At 71.4% G+C, this 18,295-nt stretch carries 15 protein-coding genes; 6 read left to right on the top strand and 9 right to left on the bottom strand.

The window, feature by feature from the left end; genetic code table 11:
* Positions 1-11 precede the first annotated feature (11 nt).
* Positions 12-614 carry a dephospho-CoA kinase gene (gene coaE, locus ACIBP6_RS17035; protein WP_397053078.1) on the top strand — a complete coding sequence of 201 codons (603 nt, stop codon included), beginning with the start codon at positions 12-14 and terminating at the stop codon, positions 612-614.
* On the opposite strand, the gene ACIBP6_RS17030 is transcribed toward coaE, so the two are convergent.
* Positions 615-1,439, bottom strand: coding sequence for an SDR family NAD(P)-dependent oxidoreductase (locus ACIBP6_RS17030; RefSeq protein ID WP_397053076.1), 825 nt, complete (start codon positions 1,437-1,439; stop codon positions 615-617).
* A gap of 99 nt (positions 1,440-1,538) precedes the next feature.
* On the opposite strand from ACIBP6_RS17030, the gene ACIBP6_RS17025 reads away from it, so the two are divergent.
* A complete protein-coding gene (locus ACIBP6_RS17025) occupies positions 1,539-2,117 on the top strand; it encodes a TetR/AcrR family transcriptional regulator (protein WP_397053074.1) in 579 nt (192 codons plus the stop codon).
* Here the strand turns inward: ACIBP6_RS17025 and ACIBP6_RS17020 are convergent.
* A complete protein-coding gene (locus tag ACIBP6_RS17020; protein ID WP_397053072.1) occupies positions 2,106-7,676 on the bottom strand; it encodes a WD40 domain-containing protein in 5,571 nt (1,856 codons plus the stop codon). The genes ACIBP6_RS17025 and ACIBP6_RS17020 overlap by 12 nt on opposite strands.
* Positions 7,677-7,733: 57 nt before the next feature.
* Between ACIBP6_RS17020 and ACIBP6_RS17015 the strand changes: the two genes are divergently transcribed.
* Entirely contained in the window at positions 7,734-8,906 is a 1,173-nt protein-coding gene (locus ACIBP6_RS17015; protein WP_397053070.1) for an ArsB/NhaD family transporter, read from the top strand.
* Positions 8,907-8,910: 4 nt separating this feature from the next.
* Here the strand turns inward: ACIBP6_RS17015 and ACIBP6_RS17010 are convergent, their stop codons facing one another.
* The 7 genes from ACIBP6_RS17010 to ACIBP6_RS16980 all read right to left on the bottom strand — a co-directional run bounded on the left by ACIBP6_RS17010 (position 8,911) and on the right by ACIBP6_RS16980 (position 15,510).
* Positions 8,911-9,156, bottom strand: coding sequence for a hypothetical protein (locus tag ACIBP6_RS17010; RefSeq protein ID WP_397053068.1), 246 nt, complete (start codon positions 9,154-9,156; stop codon positions 8,911-8,913).
* Positions 9,157-9,240: 84 nt separating this feature from the next.
* Positions 9,241-10,041, bottom strand: coding sequence for an inositol monophosphatase family protein (locus tag ACIBP6_RS17005; protein ID WP_397053067.1), 801 nt, complete (start codon positions 10,039-10,041; stop codon positions 9,241-9,243).
* A gap of 11 nt (positions 10,042-10,052) precedes the next feature.
* Entirely contained in the window at positions 10,053-10,670 is a 618-nt protein-coding gene (locus ACIBP6_RS17000) for a hypothetical protein (protein ID WP_397053065.1), read from the bottom strand.
* The gene (locus ACIBP6_RS16995; protein ID WP_397053063.1) at positions 10,667-11,740 is read right to left on the bottom strand and encodes a hypothetical protein; all 1,074 of its coding nucleotides are present in this window, start codon (positions 11,738-11,740) and stop codon (positions 10,667-10,669) included. Before ACIBP6_RS16995 ends, ACIBP6_RS17000 begins: the two co-directional genes overlap by 4 nt.
* A 132-nt stretch (positions 11,741-11,872) precedes the next feature.
* Positions 11,873-12,646 (bottom strand): sporulation protein, encoded by a 774-nt coding sequence (locus ACIBP6_RS16990; protein WP_397053061.1) that lies wholly within the window; start codon positions 12,644-12,646, stop codon positions 11,873-11,875.
* A gap of 9 nt (positions 12,647-12,655) precedes the next feature.
* Entirely contained in the window at positions 12,656-13,897 is a 1,242-nt protein-coding gene (locus tag ACIBP6_RS16985) for an SPFH domain-containing protein (RefSeq protein ID WP_132617106.1), read from the bottom strand.
* Positions 13,897-15,510, bottom strand: a complete 1,614-nt coding sequence (locus ACIBP6_RS16980) for an SPFH domain-containing protein (protein ID WP_397053059.1) — start codon at positions 15,508-15,510, stop codon at positions 13,897-13,899. The genes ACIBP6_RS16985 and ACIBP6_RS16980 overlap by 1 nt, the downstream gene beginning before the upstream one ends.
* A gap of 141 nt (positions 15,511-15,651) precedes the next feature.
* Between ACIBP6_RS16980 and ACIBP6_RS16975 the strand changes: the two genes are divergently transcribed.
* Genes ACIBP6_RS16975 through uvrB form a run of 3 tightly spaced genes read left to right on the top strand, consistent with a single transcriptional unit; the run spans position 15,652 to position 18,267 of the window.
* Positions 15,652-15,876, top strand: a complete 225-nt coding sequence (locus ACIBP6_RS16975) for a hypothetical protein (protein WP_397053057.1) — start codon at positions 15,652-15,654, stop codon at positions 15,874-15,876.
* A 14-nt stretch (positions 15,877-15,890) separates the two neighbouring features.
* A complete protein-coding gene (locus tag ACIBP6_RS16970; protein ID WP_397053055.1) occupies positions 15,891-16,124 on the top strand; it encodes a helix-turn-helix transcriptional regulator in 234 nt (77 codons plus the stop codon).
* 34 nt (positions 16,125-16,158) lie between these two features.
* Positions 16,159-18,267 (top strand): excinuclease ABC subunit UvrB, encoded by a 2,109-nt coding sequence (gene uvrB, locus ACIBP6_RS16965; protein WP_397053053.1) that lies wholly within the window; start codon positions 16,159-16,161, stop codon positions 18,265-18,267.
* Positions 18,268-18,295: the final 28 nt, after the last annotated feature.

The raw sequence follows: 18,295 nt of genomic DNA, 5'->3' as shown, positions 1-18,295 counted from the left end.
AGGCTGCACGCGTGCTGAAGATTGGGCTGACCGGCGGCATCGGATCGGGCAAGAGCGAGGTGTCCAAGCGACTGTCGGCCAAGGGCGCGGTGGTCGTCGACGCCGACCGGATCGCACGCGAGGTGGTGGAGCCCGGCACGCTCGGCCTGGCGCGGGTGGTGGCCAGGTTCGGCGAGGAGGTGCTGCGGCCCGACGGCTCCCTCGACCGGCCGAAGCTCGGCTCCATCGTCTTCGCCGACTCCGAGAAGCTGGCGGCGCTCAACGCGATCGTGCACCCGCTGGTGGGGGAGCGGGTGGCCGAGCTGCAGGCGCAGGCGCCCGATGACGCGATCCTGGTGTACGACGTGCCGCTGCTGGTGGAGAACAACCTGGCGCCGATGTACGACGTGGTCGTCGTCGTGGACGCGGCCGACGACGTACGCGTCAGGCGGCTGGCCGAGCACCGCGACATGCCCGAGGCCGATGCCAAGGCCCGCATCGCCGCCCAGGCGAGCAGGGAGGCGAGGCTGGCGGCCGCCCACATCGTGATCACCAACGAGGGCACGCTGGAGGAGCTCGACGCCCGGGTGGACGAGGTCTGGGAAGAACTCCGCAGGCGCGCGGCGCGGGGCTGATCACGGGCGCAGCAGGTGGCTCGTCAGGTCGTACAGGCGGCGGGCCGCGGCCGGGTCGAGGGTGGGCAGCGACGGGTCCAGCGGGGTGCGCCGGTCGTAGGCGAGCAGGCCCGTGCCCGGCGGGTCGTCCATCAGGTCGATGATCGGCCGGATGCTCTTCTCCACCGGCTGTGCGAACGCCTTGGCCAGCAGCTTGACCACCGTCCTGGCGGGCTGTGCGAGCGTGTCGGCGCCGCTGTCGGTGAAGCCAGGGTGGTGCAGCAGGTAACGGGTGCGCGCGTCCGGGTGTTGGGCGGCGTACGCGACGCCCAGCAGGTCCGTGGCACGGCCGGCCTGCAGCATGGCCGTGATCGGGCTGTAGCGGCGCTTGAGTGACAGGTCGTCCCAGTGGATGCGGCCCTTGGTGATGCCGACGCCGCAGACGTTCACGATGACCGGGACGGGCGCCCGCTCCAGCAGGCCGGTCAGGCCGTGGCTCAGCACGAAGCGGCTGACGTAGTAGAGCGCGAAGGTGGCTTCGTGGCCGTCGGGGGTCTCCACCCGGCGCGGGAAGTGCCGGAGCGCGGTCAGCACGAGGCCGTCCAGGCTGTCGTGCCGGGCCCGGACCTCCTCGACCACCCGGAGGTTCTCCGCGACCGAGGTCAGGTCGGCCCGGACGAACGCGGCCCGCTCGGCGGCCCCGAGCCGCGCGGCCTCGTCGAGGAGGCGCCGGCCCTTGGCGGGGTCGCTGCCCACGACGGTGACCCGGTCGCCGCTGCGCAGGTAGTGCAGGGCGATTCCTCGCCCCATGCCGTTCGTGCCGCCCGACACGACATATGTCCGCATTTTTCATCCTTTTCAAGTCATCGAACGCTGACTTGTCGAAACGTAACATGCTCCGCCCGTACAATGTCAACGGTCGATGACTACGGAGGGAGAGGACGCGTGCCGAAAAGGGACCGGGAGGCCACCCGGACGCGCCTGCTGGAGGCCGCCCGGCTGCGCTTCGCCCGCGAGGGCTACGACGCCACCAGCGTCCGCGACATCGCCGGTGACGCGGGCGTCGACGCGACCCTGATCTTCCGCTACTTCGGCTCCAAGAAACGGCTCTTCGACGAGGTCACCGCCGACCTGCCGGCGGGGCTGCCCGACGGCCCGGAGGAGGAGCTGGTCGCCCGCATGCTCCGCGCCGTCGTCTTCCACGACTGGACCCGCTACGGCGGCGAGCATCCCCTGGTCGCCATGCTGCGCTCCTCGGCCCACGACGACGCCAGGCAGCGCATCCGCAGAGAGGTCTGCGACACCTACGTCGACGCGCTGCGTGACCTCGCCGAGGGCGACGACCGGGAGTTGCGCGCCGAGCTGCTCAGCGCCTGGCTGGTCGGCATCGGCATCCTGCGTTCGGTGGTGACGACGCCGGCGCTGGCCGGAGCGTCCGCCGACGACCTCGCCCCGCACGTCGAGGCCGTGGCCTCCGCGCTGCTCGGCCGCCCGATGCGCGGCGCCACGGGATCAGAAGGGTGACTCGAGCGGCACCTGCCGCACCCCCGGCAGGTACGCGTCGAGCTCGCCCAGCTCGAACCGCGTCATGCCGACGACGTGCCAGAACTGCCCGGCCGGCTCGCCATGGAGCTTGTAACGCCCGTCGGGGGCCACGGCGGCCCACCCCTCGGCCAGCCCCAGGAGGGTCGCCCGCCGCTCGCCGTCCGCCCACAGGATGACCACGCCGTCGTCGCCGGCGCTGGCCAGCAGGTCGGCGCTCGGGCTGAAGGCCACCGACCACACCCGCCGGCTGTGCCCGGCGAGCGCGTGGAGCAGCCGTCCGGACGCGGTGTCCCACACCCGCACCAGCAGGTCGTCGCCACCCGTGGCCAGGCGCTCGCCGGAGGCGTCGAACGCCACGCTCCACAGCCGGCCCTCGTGCCCGTCGAGCGTGTGCGCGAGCCGCGGCTCCCCGGGCCGGCCAGGGGGCAGCTCCCACACCATGGCCCTGCCGTCGTTGCCCGCGCTGGCCAGGTGGCGGCCGTCGGGGGAGAAGGCCACCGCGTAGACCCGGTCGGTGTGCCCTTCCAGGGTCGCCACGCGGGTGCCGGAGACGACGTGCCACAGGCGTACGAGGTTGTCGTCGCAGCCGGTGGCCACGTAGACGCCGTCGGGGCTGAACGCGATCGAGCGAACCCGCCCGCGGTGGTCGGTCAGGGCGGCCGCGAGCCTCCCGGTCGGGCGGTACCAGATCCGCACGCTGTCGTCGTCGTTGGCCGTGGCGAGCATGTCGCCGCCGGGGCCGAACGCCTCCGCCCACACGTGGTCGGTCTCGGCGTTCAGCTCGCGCTCGTACTCGCCGGTGGTGGCGTTCCAGAAGTGCACGCCGCCGTCGTTGCTGGAGGTCGCCAGCACCGGCCCGGCGGGGGAGAAGCAGGCGGAGATCAGCCGGTCGGCCGTGCCGTGGAAGTCGCGCAGGTGCCGCCCCGTGCGCGGCTCCCACACCCGGACGACGCCGTCGTTGCCGCTGGTGGCCAGCATCGTCCCGTCGGCGCTGAAGCGGACCGAGGAGATGCGCCGCCCGTGGCCGCGCAGCACCCGCTGGCACTGGCCGGACCGGGGATCCCACAGCCGTACGGTGCCGTCGTTGCTGCTCGTGGCCAGCTGCTGCCCGTCGGGACTGAACGCGAACGGCCACACCGAGCTGCGGTGACCCGTCAGCTCGACCCGCTGACCGCCGCCCGGCCGCTGCAGGCGTACCACGCCGCCGGAGTCGCCGCTGGCCAGCAGCTGTCCGTCCGGACTGAACGCCACCTGGTAGACGGTCGCGGCATGCGTGGTGTGCACGCCGCGAGCCTCACCGGACGGCTCCCACAGGCGTACGACCCCCGCCGTGTCGCCGGTCGCGAGCAGCGAGCCGTCGGGCGCGAACGTCACGCAGTAGACGCTGCCCTGGTGGCCGGTCAGCGTGTGCTGCAGGGACCAGGTGGAGGTGTCCCACAGCCGGACGGTGCCCGCCTCGTCGCCGGTGACCAGCAGCCGGCCGTCGGGGCTGTGCACGGCGCGGTAGACGCTGCCGCGATGCTCGTCGAGGGTCTCCTTCACCTGCCCGGAGCCGAGGTCCCAGACGCGGACCACGCCGGCGGAGTCGCCCGTCACCAGCGCGGAACGGCCGAAGGAGGCCGTGTAGACCGGCGCGCGGTGCCCGGCCAGCTCGTGGACGAGCCGCCCGGTGGCGGTCTCCCACACGCGGACGACGCCGTCGGCGCCACCGGCCGCCACCAGCTCGCCGGTGGGGTCGAGGCGCACGGGCCAGACGCCGTCGGGATGGCCCCGCAGGGTGTGCAGGCGGCGGCCGGTGAGGGAGTCCCACAGGACGACCTTGCCGTCGGCCGCGCCCGTCGCCAGCAGCTCCCCGGCGAACGTGACGGCGTACACGCGGCCCCGGTGCGCCTGCAGCGTGCGGACGGGCGCGCCGCCGGCGCACAGCAGCACGCCGCCGTCCTCGTTGCCGATGGCGATCGTGGATCCGTCGGCGCTGTAGGCGATCGGCTCGGGCAGGCGGCTGGTCCGGAAGTGGAAGCCGTACGGGACGCCGATGCCGGCCGGCGCGAACTCCACCTCCACCGGCTGCCCCGGCACCACGGCAGCGCCCGGCAGGTGCGGCAGCGTGCCGGTCACGTCGATCAGCGAGGCCCGGTGCCAGCGGGCGCCCTCCACCTCGGCGTCGCTCAGGTCGACCTGCGCCAGCCGCGCCCCCGACAGGTCGGCGCCGCGCAGGTCGGCCCCGGTGAGCTGGGCGCCGTCGAGCCGCGCGCCCACCAGCCTGGCGTCGCGCAGGGTCGCCCGCGACAGGTTGGTGCCGGCGAGCGTGGCCTCCGACAGGTCGGCGCCGGTCAGGTCGACCTCGCGCAGGTCGCGGGCCGACAGGTCCTCGCCCTTGAGGTTGGCGCCGCGCAGGTCGGCGCGGGCGGGGGTGCGCAACCTGGCCGCTATCTTGACCGCGTTGGCCATGGACACGTCGTCGCCGGGCGGGTCGGCCACCCACTCCCGCAGCGCGCGTACGTCGGCCAGGTCGCACAGGAACTCCACGGTCAGCGCCGACAGCGGCCTGCGCGACAGCAGGACCGGGTCGTCCAGGGTCGCGGCGATGTGCCGGGCGATCAGCCACTCCATCACCGACGCGTGGATGAACCCGAACATGCCCTCGTCGGTCCGCACCAGCAGGCTGCCCGACCCCATGCGGAACGCGGCGTGCGCGGCCGACAGCTGCCCGTCGGCCAGACCGGTCAGCGTCTCGCCGATCTCGGTCAGCTCCTCCACCCCCAGCAGCGACTCGCCGCTCTCCCACAGCCGCACCGCCAGCGCCGTCACCGCCCGCCACAGCTCGTCGGTGGTCAGCGCGGGGGGCGAGCCGGGGATCCTGGCCCGCCGCTCCTCGAAGGCCAGCCACGAGCCCAGGATCTCGTCGTACAGCAGGGCTGGGCTGATGGTGTGGCGGGCCTCGGCCACCGTACGCAGGCGGTCGGCGTCGAGGTCGGCGATGAAGCTCAGCATGCGCGGGTTCTGTGCCAGCGCCAGGAGGTCCTCGATCTCGCCCATGAGCGACATGCGGGCCGACGCCTCGTCGCCGCCGTCGAACCGATTGGCCAGGTAGGAGCGGATCTGGTCGGGCGTGAAGTTCTCGACGCCGAGCACCCGCCGTTGCGGCAGCACCCCCACCATCTCGCCGAGCGAGGTCAGCACCTGGCTGTGCGACTTGAAGTGCTGCGTACGGCTGGCCACCACGATCTTGGCGTTGTCCTCGGCCGCGGCGAGCAGCGTGGCCAGATGGTCGGCCGCCCGGTCGTACGTCAGCCGGGTCACCAGCTCGTCGAACCCGTCGAACAGCAGCACGATGCGACCCTGCCGCAGCAGGTAGCGGAACGCCTTGAGGTCGATGAACTCCTCGCCGTGGCTCGCCAGGTGGGCCGCGACCAGGGCGTCCACCGAGTGCGCCTTGTCGAGGGCGCGCAGCTCGATGAGGATCGGCGTCAGGTGCGGCAGCTCCGCGGGGATGCGCCGGGCCAGCTCGCGCAGCGCGAAGGTCTTGCCGTGGCCGAAGTCGCCCAGCAGCAGCAGGAACCGGCCGTGGTCGGTGGCCAGCAGCCGCATCAGCTCGTCGGTCAGGCCGTTCCTGACCTGGCTGCCGGGCCGGTCGAGCTCGCGGAAGCGCTGCGGGACGTACAGCCGGGGCGGGTAGCGGCGGTCGGTCGTCAGCCGGGCCGTCTGCTCGGCCACGTAGCCGCTCAGGTCGAGCAGACCCTGGAACTCCGTGAAGCTGCGCAGCCGCACGCCCTTGCGCATGAGGTCGTCGCGGATCTCCCTGGGCGCGGGCGGCCCCTGGTAGACCAACTCGGCGGACAGGCCCGTGGCATGGGCCCGCTGCGCGAACTCCGCCGCGGCCTGCTCGGTCAGCGCACCCGCGTGCGCGCCGATCATGAGCTGCCGGACGAACCCGTCCTCGGGGTGGGTCACCACGAGGTGGGAGGGGAACCTGCGGATCCTGGCCCGTTCGTGCCGGGCCCCGCAGACCTCGGTGATGCGGTCGAGCAGCAGCTCGACGGGGCTCGGCGCGCGCTCCTCCGGCTTCTGCGCGGGGAGCGGGGCCTGCGGGGCCTCGCCGGTGAAGGTCGTCTGCGCGGAACGCCAGCGGGACCGTACGCGCTCCGGACGGCCCCCGCCCGGCAGCCACGTGCGCATCCCGTCGGCGGTGATCTCGACCACCTGGTGCCGCCCCGAACGCGGCGCGGGGACGCGGCCGTCGCCCGCCGGCCCGGGACCGCCGTGGAAGAGCAGGTTGAGCCGGTGGGCCAGCAGCCGATCGTAGGTGCCGGCGTCGCGCAGCTCGCCCGGCGGATGCCCCATCCCGCCCAGCCGCAGCCAGCCGCCCTCCTCGTACGGCCGCAGCCGCTCGGCGAACCAGGCCGCCTGCGACTCGCCGAGCAGCGCGTACGCGTCGCGCTCCAGGTGGCTCATCGCCATCGTCGAGTTGAGCCCGGCCACGACCACCTTCAGATCGGGCACCTCGAACAGCGTCCACGGCTGCGCGGCGTCGAACAGGTGGTCGTCGAGCCCCTGGTAGACCTCGCCGAACAACGTCGCGAAGTGCCGCCACTTGGGCCAGTACGGGGGTTGCGGGCTCACGTCGTCGGCCTCGCACGTCATGAAGTAGGCGCTGGCGGCCGCCTTGGTGACGTCGCGCGGCCCCGGCAGCAGCACCAGCCGGTGGGGCTCCAGCCCGATCAGCATCCGCAGGTCGGTCACGAACCGCGTCGCCTGCCCGAACTGCCCGAGACTGCCCGACTCGGTCAGGTCACCGCTGACGATCATGAGGTCGGGACGCGGCATGCCCTCGTCGTACATGCCGGTCAGGTCGGCCCAGATGCGCGCCTGCATGTCCTCGGGCGTGAACGGCTCACCGGGGTCGGGCAGCGCGCGGCCGAACCGCGGCCCGCCGACGTGCAGCACGGTGACCGACGAACGAGCCCGCCCCTCGCCGGTGGACGGGGGGAAGACCGGGGCGGTGACCGGCGCCCGCCTGGCCCGGCCCCGTTTGTCGGGCGGCGGCAGCGTCGGCGGCGCCTGCGCGACGTTCGTCCCGTCGGGGAACGCGGGCGCGGCCTCCGGCTTGGCCCGGCCCGCCATCGCCTCCGTCACCCGCCCCAGCAGCAGCGCCCTGGCCTGACCCGGGTCGGTGACGCCGAGCAGGTCGACCCAGGTGATCGTGGACAGCAGGCCCTCGACCGGGACGTCCTCCAGCCTGATCGTGACGAGCTTGTTGGAGGGGTTGTCGGGGGCGGCTCGCAACGCGGCCTGCCACTCCATCCGCCCGTAGCGGGAGCTCAGGTAGTTGCGCGAGAGCACCGCCACGACGAGCCGCGCCTCGCTGACCCCGCGGTCCATGAAGTCGATGAAGTTGGTGCCCGGCACGAAATCCCAGGCCTGGATCATCGTCCGGTAGCCCGCGGCCTCAAGCTCCCAGGCGATCCACGTGGCCCACGCCGTGTCGGCGGGGGAGTAGCTGACGAAGATGTCGGTCGGCCTGCCGTCACGTGCCATTCGCTCAGTATCCCTTGCGGGATCGGCGTTCTGCAGTCCATGTGCGATCATCGTCGGGTGTGGCGGCGTCTTGGCGTGCTCGACCTGATCCGGATCGGGCTGCTGGTCCTGGGCCTGGTCTTCGTGGCGACCGGGCTGCTTCCCTGGGACGACGCGGTCACGAGCCTCTCCCACATCGGCCCGCTGCTCGTCTTCCTGGTCGCGATCATCGTGCTCGCCGAGCTCACCAAGGAGGCCCAGGTCTTCGACGCGATCGCGGCGAGGATGGCGGTGCTTGGCCGCGGCAATTACGCCGCACTTTTCTTTCTTTGTGGCATTTTTGCGTCAATTGTCACGATATTTCTGAATTTGGATACGACGGCGGTGCTGCTGACCCCGGTCATGCTCGCCCTCGCGGCCAAGGCCGGCATCGCCGCCCTGCCCCTCGCCATGACCACGATCTGGCTGGCCAACACCGCGAGCCTGCTGCTGCCGGTCTCCAACCTGACGAACCTCCTCGGCATGCAGAAGATCGGCCTCGACGCGCAGGAGTTCGCCGCCCGCATGTGGGCGCCGCAGATCGCGGCGATCGCGGTGACGATGGCGTTCCTGTGGGTGTTCTTCTGGCGGCGGGGCGAGCGGCGCGACCTGCGCTACACGCCGCCGCTGCTGGAGCCGGTGGCCGACCGCGTGCTGTTCTGGGCGGCGTCGTTCGGCTGCGTGCTGTTCGTCGTGCTGCTGCTGCTCGAGTTCCACGTGGCGGTCGCCGCCACGCCGGCGGCCCTCGTCGTCGTCGGCGCGTTCCTGCTGCGCGCCCGCGAACGCCTCACCTGGAAACTGATCCCGTGGCAGCTGGTCGTCTTCGTGACCGGGCTCTTCCTGGTGGAGCCCACGCTCAGCGGCAACGGCCTGTCCGCGCTGATGACCTCGCTGATCGGCGGCGAGGGCGATCCCTACCGCACCGCCGCCGTCGGGGCCGCGCTGTCCAACGTGATCAACAACCTGCCCGCCTTCCAGGCCGTCGCGACCGTGATCCCGGACCTCGACCAGGACCGCCTGCTGGCGCTGCTCGTCGGCACCAACGTGGGCCCGCTGGTCACCCCGTGGGCGTCGCTGGCCACGCTGCTGTGGTTCGAGTCGTGCCGTCGTCACGACGTCAAGGTGCCGATGCGCCGTTTCCTGCTCACCGGCGCCGGCCTGGCCCTCGTGGGGCTCCTGGCGACGGTGTGGGCGCTCGTCGAGCTCGGCTGAGCGATCAGGCGGCGACGGCCGTCGCGTAGGCGTCCGCGACCGCGCCGAGCGCCCAGCGCATGCGGCGCACGTACGTCTCGGGGTGGTCGCCGGCCTCCTGGGCGACGTACGACGCGCACCGGGACGGGTCGCCGCCGCACGCGCACAGCCGCGCGTCGACGGCCTGGCGGATCTGGAACGGCGACAGCTCGTCGGACGGCTGCAGGGCGGTGCTGAAGAGCACCTGCGCCAGCTCGGTCGTGGTCATCATGTCGGGCTCCCTTTCGCGTGCGCCTTCCTCTGACAGGACGTCGAACGGCGGCGGAACTCATCGACAGACGGCGCGCGCCTTTTTTCAGGGAAGCAGCCCGAGAAGGCCGGGGAGCGCACGGGGATGGGCGGCCACGAAGCTGCGGCGTTCGGCCGGCGCCTCGAAGCACTCCTCGAAGGGGCCGCCGTCGAGCGAGCGGATCTCGATGCCGGCCTCCCGCGCCAGCAGCGCCCCGGCCGGCAGGTCGACCGCCTCGGCCCGGTAGCCGACGATGCCGTCGATGTCGCCGCGCGCCAGCATCGCCCACGACAGCAGCGGCGTCCACAGCTGCAGCACCCGCCGCGCGTTGAGCTCCAAGGCCTCTTTCATCGCCCGCGCGGTGGCGTCGCCGCGGCTGACGCCGTAGCCCTGGATCCAGGCCAGCAGCGGCCCGTGCGGGCTCGGCGCGTACGACGGCGTCAGGCGCGTGCCGGACGCGGCGACGGCCCCCTGCCCGCGGATCGCCGACCACGTCTGGGCGGACACCGGGTCGTGCACCACGCCCAGCAGCGGCCGTCCGCCCCGGCACAGCGCCACGCCCACCACGTACGCCGGCAGCCCGATGGCCACGTTGTTGGTGCCGTCGAGCGGGTCCACCAGCCACGTCCACTCGGCGCCCGCGGACCCGACCAGCCCCGACTCCTCGGCGATCACCGAATGCGACGGGTACGCCGTCAGGATGCGCTCCAGCAGCAGCTTCTCCGAGGCCAGGTCGAGGTCGGTCACCACGTCGCCCGCGGTGCCCTTGGCCCGCACGCCCACCGCGCCCCGCGCCCCCTCCAGCAGCAGCGCGCCCGCCGCCTCGGCTGCCTCGACGGCGACCTCGCGGGCGTGATCCAGGTCCATCGGGGTGCCTCTCAGGTCAGGTGCGCGGTGATCAGTCGTACGGCCAGAGCCGTCTCCTCGGCGTCCAGCGGCTGCCTGGACACGTGGTGGGGACCGCCGCCCAGCGGTCCCAGCGACAGGTCGCGGCTGCCCGGCCGGCCGCGCCCGAGCGCGATCGTGGCCGCCTCACCGCCCTCGGGCACCACGCTGCTGTGGAACCGGTCGGCGGGCAACGTGTAGGTGTCGCCGGGGCCGAACACCTCGACCAGGTCGGTGGCGTGCCGGACGGTGCGGGCGGTCGGCGAGATGCGGTCGCCGCCGGCGCCGCTGACCACCTCGAACACCCGGTGCGTGGCGTCGGCGCCCGCGTCGGTGACGGCCACGTGCACGTTGCGCATCTGGCCGTACAGGACGTGGCTGACCAGATCCCAGCTGTGGCAGTGGATCTGCGAGGTGGTGCTCTCGGCGTGCGAGAGCGAATCGGACCACAGATGGAGGCATACCCCCTCGCCGCCGTCGCGCTCCAGCGGCAGGCAGACGAATCCGAGCGGGTGGCGGACGGCGGTCAGGCCGGGCCGCGCCAGGGCCTCCAGCGCCCACGACCGGGCCTCGCCCCCGCGTAAGCGCTCATGGACGGCGCTGTAACTCATGAGCCGTCCTGCCGGTGAATCGCCGCAGGCGGCTCACGGTAGGGATCGACGGCCCGCAGCGCCTTGCGGGCGATGTCGACGACGTCGTGGCCGTTGTAGGACTTGGGCAGGGGCATCGCGATGCGTTCGAACAGCTCCTGCACCTCCTCGATGGTGGGCTCGTCGCTCAGCGGCACCTTCTTGTACATCTCCAGCGGCACCCGTCGCGCCTGCTCGAAGCTGAGCCGCAGCTCGGTGTCGCAGTTCTCGTAGTAGAACGTGCCGGCCAGTGCGGTCATCGCCATGTTGGGGTCTTCGACGGTCATGATCAGGCGGGCGCTCGACAGGTCCCAGCGGAACGTCGTCATCGTCGAGGACAGCCCGACCGCGATGTCGAGCAGGCCGTAGCGCTGGCGGTGCCAGAAGGCGGCCAGGATCGTCGCGTACGACTCCTTCCTGGCGCGGTCGGCGGTCCACCTCTCCCCGGTGCCGTCGGGCACGTCGGACAGCGAGCGGCGGTAGTGGGCGTAGGTCTCGCAGACCTCGTGGTCGGACGGGTCGATGACCTCGATCCTGACCATGAGGTGGCGTTTGTCGCGGCGGGCGGCCGCCACGCACGACGGCAGCGTCACCGCGCGCAGGTAGGTGCCCGTGCCGCCCTTGAAGCTCCATCTCGTGGTGTCCCTGCGGGCCTCGGCGTGGCACTGGGCGATCTCGTGCTTGCTGCCGAGCACCCTGACGAGCTGCAGGGAGTCGAGCGCCTTGCGGGTGCTGTGGGCGAGCGTCTCGATCTCCTCCAGACGCTGCAGGCGAACGGGCAGCTCGGCCAGGGCGCCGGAGGTGATGGTCTTCTCGACAGGGGCCTGGCGGGCGCGGTCGCGCAGCAGCGCGGTGGCGACCAGGGCCAGGATGACCAGGGTCGCGGCGGTCACCAGCTGGCGCTGAATGTCCTCGCCCTCCGAGCCGAAGATCTCGTCGGGCATGATGCCGAGCACGCCGACCACGATCGCCAGGCAGAGCGCGATGGCGACGTCGGCGTTGCGCGCCGCCCACGGGGCCGCCCGCATCAACGCCGCCTTGAACCGTGTCATCGCCCGCCCCGCCGTCAGAGGATCAGCCAGCCCCCGCAATCATGGTAACGACCGCGCCATGCGACGGCCAGCACACGGAAAGCAGCGATCGGGCCGCCGCCTCCCGGGAGGCGGCGGCCCGACGGCGAGGGATCAGAACCAGCCGCGGTGGCGGGCCATCTGTTCGAGGCCGCGCTGCAGGGCGGCGTCCGCCGAGTTCGGCGGGTCGTCGTAGCGGACGGTGAAGCGGTTGTACGCGTCGTGGCTGGAGGTCAGGAAGCCGCCGCGCTTGTCGGCCTCCAGGATGACCTCCATCTGCCGCGGCCCGGCGATGAACGTCAGCTCCAGCTCGTTGAAGTACCGCCGCCACTGGCCGCCGGTGTAGTACTCGATCTCCTGGAAGAACGGCATCGTCGAGCCGTACAGGGTGCCGCGTTCCAGGTCGGCCTTCTTGAACCGGAAGCCGAGCCGGTCCAGCGCGGCGATCACGTTGTCCTGGGCCGGCAGCGGGCTGACGAACAGCGGGTCGAGGTCGCCCTTGTCGAGCGCGCCCGCCAGCGCCAGCTCCGTGCGGACGCCCAGCTTCATGCCGGGCAGCGGGTGACCGCCGATCGCGCTGATCGGCGTCTCCCACGGGACCTGGACCTCGAACGGGTGCTGCTGGGAGGCGCCCGCCGCCAGCTGGAACGACCCGGCGACCTGCTGGCGCAGGAAGCTGTAGGTCGTCTTGAACTCGTTGTCGCCCGACTCCACCTCGACCACGGCGGTGAGGTCGATGTGGATGCCCTCGACCTTGTACTCGGAGTTGCCGCCGCGGAAATGGACGACGCCGCGCAGCGGCTCACCGGGGCGCACCCCGGTGTCGGTCAACACCGTGTCAACCTCGACGCCCGCGCCGAACGCGGCCATCAACTTGCGGAACACCATGGGGTTCTCCTATGCGGAAGGTGAGTGGCCGTTCACGGGAGCGGTTCCCGTGCCCGAGATGCGGGGGAGCAGCTGGGCGAGCAGGAGCGTGGACAGCGCGGAGTCGGACTGACCCTGCTGGGTGCGGACGATCAGCGGCTGGGGGGCGTTCTCCGTCAGCTTGGCGCCCACGTCGAGGCGCCTGCGGGCCAGCTCGTACTGCAGCACGGCCCGGTTGTCCCGGTACGACTCGGCCAGCCGGCGCAGCGCCTTGGCCTCGTTCTCGGCGGAGGTCAGGTCCGCCCGGCCGCGCGCCTCGATCTCCCACGTCACCCGCTGCGCCTCGGTCTCCTGCTCCTCCAGCATGCGCGCGACGTTCTTGCGCGCGGTGTTGTGGGCGGCCTTGACCTCGACCACGCGGGCGTCGCGGGTCTTCTTGGAGCGCTCGATCTCCATCAGCAGGGTGTCGATGCGGCGCTTGCGCGTCAGCTCCCACTCGCGCTCGTACGCCGACAGCTCCTTGGCCACCTTCTCGCGGGTGGCCAGGTGCTGCTGGTACTGGTCGGGGAGCTGCACGTCGGGGATGTTGGCGCCGGTGACGCGCACGCCGTAGCGGCCGAGCTGACGGTTGAGGGCTTCCTGCATGTCGCCGACGTCGGAGCCGCGCAGGTCGTACGCGCGTTCGGTGTTGACCCTGCGGCTGCGCTGCCTGATGGCGTCCTGCACGGCGCTGGCCAGGACCAGGTCGAAGTTGCCCGCGCCGATCGTGCGGACGAACGCGACAGGGTCGACGATGCGGAACTTCAGGAAGAACTCGATCGACTTCAGCGGCACGTTCTCCGCGGTCGGGCAGGCCACGATCGGCGCCGAGTACGGGATCTCGGTGGAGGTGTCGACGACCGCGTCGACCCGGTCCCACGGCAGCCACAGGTAGTGGCGGCCCGGCGGGAGGGTGCCGGTGATGGCGCCCCAGCGGCTGCGTACGCCGGTGGTGCCCTCCTCGATCTCGATGATCGCCCGGCGCCACATCGTGACCAGCGCCACGACCAGGAAGAACAGCGCGGCCAGCGCCGCGATGAGGGTGAGTTCGGTCAGGACGGCCATGCCGGCGAAGTACACCGCCAGGAACACCAGCGCCATCCACGCGAAGCCGCGCCGGTCCTTCGGGATGACGACGGGCACGAGCTGGCCCTGCTCGCCGCCGCGCAGTAGCTGGCGGATCTCGCCCCAGGAGGCGACCGACTCCTTGATCTTGGAAAACTCGCGGCTCATCAGATCTCACTCCCGGGCTGTCCGTGGTGCGCGTCGCCCGGCAGCAGGCGCTCGACGGTGCGTTCGAGCTCCTGGTCGGGGGCGGGGGTGACCGGTGGCTCCGTCACGTCGGCGGCGACCTTGCGCTGCAGGGCGGCGATCTCGGCCTCGCGGCCGCGCACGCGCTCGGCGATCTCGTCCAGCCGGCCGCGGATGGCCGCCATGTCGTCGGCGGAGAACAGGGCGGCGCCCTTGCCGCCCACGAGCTGCTGGGCCAGCGCCAGGAAGTCGATGTCGGTCTGCTCGCCGATCTGCACCACCTGCGGCAGCCTGGTGGCGACCGACTCCAGCTTGGCCAGCAGGTCCTGCTGGAAGCGGTAGTCGAGGATCTCGGGAGCCTCGGCCGCCGACAGCGCCCTGATGTCGAGCGCCTGCGCCTCCAGCAGGGCGGCGTTGGCGTTCGCCGTGGACTCGGCCTCGACCAGACGCTGGCGGGCCTGCGCGGTGGCCTGGTTGGTGGCGCGTTCGAGCGCGGTGTCCATGCGGGCCTGGTAGCCGGCGATCTCGGCCTGGATGGCGCTCAGCGTCTCCTGCAGCCCGGCCAGCTCCTTGACCAGGTCGCCCTCGTTCTGCTCCTTGCGCAGCTGCAGCTCGTACTCGTAGGTGTAGGCCTCCTTGGCGACCCGGACCATCTCCGGGGCGGCCAGGTCCATCCGGTACTCCTGGCTGGACGGCTCGGCGTGGGTGATGTTGACGTCGGTGAGCCGTACGGCGGGCAGGAACTGCTGGTTGAGGCTTTCCAGCATGCCGAGCGTGCTCTCGCCGACGAGGTCGTAGATCTCCTCGGCGCGCTGGGCGTAGATGAGGGAGCGGGTGACCTCGCTGATGGCGTTCTGCAGCTTGGACTGGAAGCCGCTGACCGAGCCGAGCACGAAGATGAACTCCGCCGGGTTCTCGATCCTGAACTGCAGGAACAGGTCGACGCTGGCCTTGACGCCCTGCTGGGTCGGGGCCTCGCGGATGGGCGCGTTGAACGGGTACTCGCGCGTGGTGTTGACGATGTAGCTGACCCGCTTCCACGGGTTGAACAGCGTCACCCGGCCGGGCTCGGCGATGTGCACCAGCTTGCCGAACTGCGTGATCAGCGCCTTGCAGCCCTCGGGCACCATCACCACGCTGCGGCGCCACCACAGGAACGCCGCCGCCAGCACCAGCACCAGCCAGTAGTGCGGGCCGAACAGCAGCTCCGAGCCCGGCACGATGTTGCCGAGCGCGCCGACGAGGCCGAGCGCCACGAGGATGCCCAGGGGCACGATCACCTTCGCGGTCCCGCTCTTGGGGATCACCACCGGCGAGATGACGTGCATGCCGTTCTCGGCGAAGCTGCGGTTGATGATCTCGCCGGCGTCGCTCAGCGACGCCGTCCTGGCCTCGATGAGCGTGCCGACCGAGGCGCCGCCGTCGCGGGCCGCGCCGAAGTCGTTCGGATTCAGCTTGAAGCCGGCCACCTGGCCCGCCTGATCGACCGCCTGCCCGACGGCCTGTCCCACCGCCTGCCGGAGATCACCTCCTTGCGCGACCGCCTGCGCTACGCCCTGACCTGCTCGGATCAGCGCCTCTCTGGGTCGTGACATTGAACCTTCCTCATTCCGCTACGGCGAATCCGACCGTATCGGGTGAGACTTACTATTCGCTTGCAAAGGGGAGTCACATCTCTATTGCGACCTGTAGTAGATGTGCTATTGATCTAGCACATCTACTATCAGGGAGCGGAGATGGGAGCGGTCAGAGAATTGACGGGGCCCGCCTCGGCGCCGCTGCCGGACACGGCCGCCGCCGCGGAGATCGGCGGATCCTGGCGGCCGGTGGAGACCACGCTCGTGCTCGCCGCCTGGGCGCTCGCCGGGCCGGCGCCGCCGATCCCGCGCCGGATGGCCAGGCGCGAGTCCGGCTCGCCGGTGCGGCGGCGACCTGAGCGGGCCATGCAGCGGGCCGGCTGAGAAGATACGCGGTGATGAGTGAGACCGTCTACAACCGCATCGCGCTGCTGCGCGCGGAGCGCAACGTGACCCGCAGGCAGCTGGCCGACGCCCTCGGCGTGCACTACCAGACCGTCGGATACCTCGAACGGGGCGAATACCGCCCCAGCCTCTACCTGGCGCTGCGGATCGCCGAGTATTTCGAGGTTCCCGTGGAGGTCGTCTTCTCCACGGCACCGTTCCCCCGGATAGGGGAGCGGTCCGCCTGACTTTTGTGTCGGTGGCGCCGCCTACAGTGGCAGCATGCGACCGGTCACAGATCTGCAGCGGAAGGTGGCGCCGTTCGAGGTCGTCACCGAGATGACTCCCTCAGGCGACCAGCCGACGGCCATCGCCGAGCTGGAGCGCCGCGTCAAGGCCGGAGAGAAGGACAACGTCCTGCTCGGCGCCACCGGCACGGGCAAGACGGCCACGATCGCCTGGCTGATCGAGCGGCTGCAGCGGCCCACGCTGGTCATGCAGCCCAACAAGACGCTCGCCGCGCAGTTCGCCAACGAGCTGCGCGAGATGCTGCCCAACAACGCGGTCGAATATTTCGTCTCCTATTACGACTACTACCAGCCTGAGGCGTACGTCCCGCAGAGCGACACCTACATCGAGAAGGACTCCTCGATCAACGACGAGGTCGAGCGGCTGCGCCACTCGGCCACCAACTCGCTGCTCACGCGCCGCGACACGATCGTGGTCGCCTCGGTGTCGTGCATCTACGGCCTGGGCACGCCGCAGGAATACGTCGACCGCATGACCAGGCTGCGCGTCGGGATGGACATCGACCGCGACCAGCTCCTGCGGCGCCTGGTCGACATGCAGTACACCCGCAACGACCTGGCCTTCACGCGCGGCACGTTCCGGGTGCGCGGCGACACCATCGAGATCATCCCGAAGTACGAAGAGCTGGCCGTCCGCATCGAGATGTTCGGCGACGAGATCGAGAAGCTCTCGACCATGCACCCGCTGACCGGCGAGGTCATCACCGAGGACGAAGAGCTCTACATCTTCCCCGCCTCCCACTACGTCGCGGGCGAGGAGCGCATGACCGCCGCCGTCGCGGGCATCGAGGCCGAGCTCGCCGACCGGCTGGCGGAGCTGGAGCGGCAGGGCAAGCTGCTGGAGGCCCAGCGGCTGCGGATGCGCACGACGTACGACATCGAGATGATGCGGCAGATCGGCACCTGCTCCGGCATCGAGAACTACTCGCGCCACATGGACGGCCGCGAGCCCGGCAGCGCGCCCAACACGCTGCTCGACTACTTCCCCGAAGACTTCCTGCTGGTGCTCGACGAGTCCCACCAGACCGTCCCGCAGATCGGCGCCATGTACGAAGGCGACGCCTCGCGCAAGCGCACGCTGGTCGAGCACGGCTTCCGGCTGCCGTCGGCGCTCGACAACCGGCCGCTGAAGTGGGAGGAGTTCCTCGACCGCATCGGGCAGACGGTCTACCTGTCGGCCACGCCGGGGCCGTACGAGCTGGGGCGGGTCAAGGGCGACGTGGTCGAGCAGGTCATCCGCCCGACCGGGCTGGTCGACCCGGAGGTCGTCGTCAAGCCCACCAAGGGGCAGATCGACGACCTGGTCCACGAGATCCGCGAACGGGCCGAGCGCGACGAGCGCGTCCTGGTCACGACGCTGACCAAGAAGATGTCGGAAGACCTCACCGACTACCTCCTGGAGCTCGGCATCCGGGTCCGCTACCTGCACAGCGAGGTCGACACGCTGCGCCGCATCGAGCTGCTGCGGGAGCTGCGCACCGGCGAGTTCGACGTGCTCGTCGGCATCAACCTGCTGCGTGAGGGCCTCGACCTGCCGGAGGTGTCGCTGGTGGCCATCCTCGACGCCGACAAGGAGGGCTTCCTGCGCTCGGAGACCTCGCTCATCCAGACGATCGGCCGCGCGGCCCGTAACGTCTCGGGCCAGGTCCACATGTACGCCGACAAGATCACGCCGTCGATGGAGCGGGCGATCGACGAGACCAACCGGCGCCGGGCCAAGCAGATCGCCTACAACGAGGCCAACGGCATCGACCCGCAGCCGCTGCGCAAGAAGATCGCCGACATTCTCGACTCCCTGCAGCGCGAGGACGCCGACACCGACCGGTTGCTCGGCGGCGGGCGGCAGCAGTCGCGGGGCAAGGCGCCGGTGCCCGGCTTCGGGGCCAAGCAGGCCGGCCAGCACGCCAAGGCCATCGCCGGCGAGATGCCGCGGGCGCAGATGGAGTCGCTCATCGAGTCGCTGACCGCGCAGATGCACCAGTCGGCCGCCGACCTGCAGTTCGAGGTGGCGGCGCGGCTGCGCGACGAGATCAAGGAGCTCAAGCGCGAGCTGCGTGACATGAAGGAGGCCGGGGTCGAATAGCGGTCAAATAACGGCACACGACTGCTGA

Source organism: Nonomuraea terrae (assembly GCF_044465245.1).
In the GTDB taxonomy this organism is placed as follows: domain Bacteria; phylum Actinomycetota; class Actinomycetes; order Streptosporangiales; family Streptosporangiaceae; genus Nonomuraea; species Nonomuraea terrae.
The sequence above is the reverse complement of the archived record's forward strand: the minus strand, read 5'-3'. Positions and strand labels throughout refer to the sequence as shown.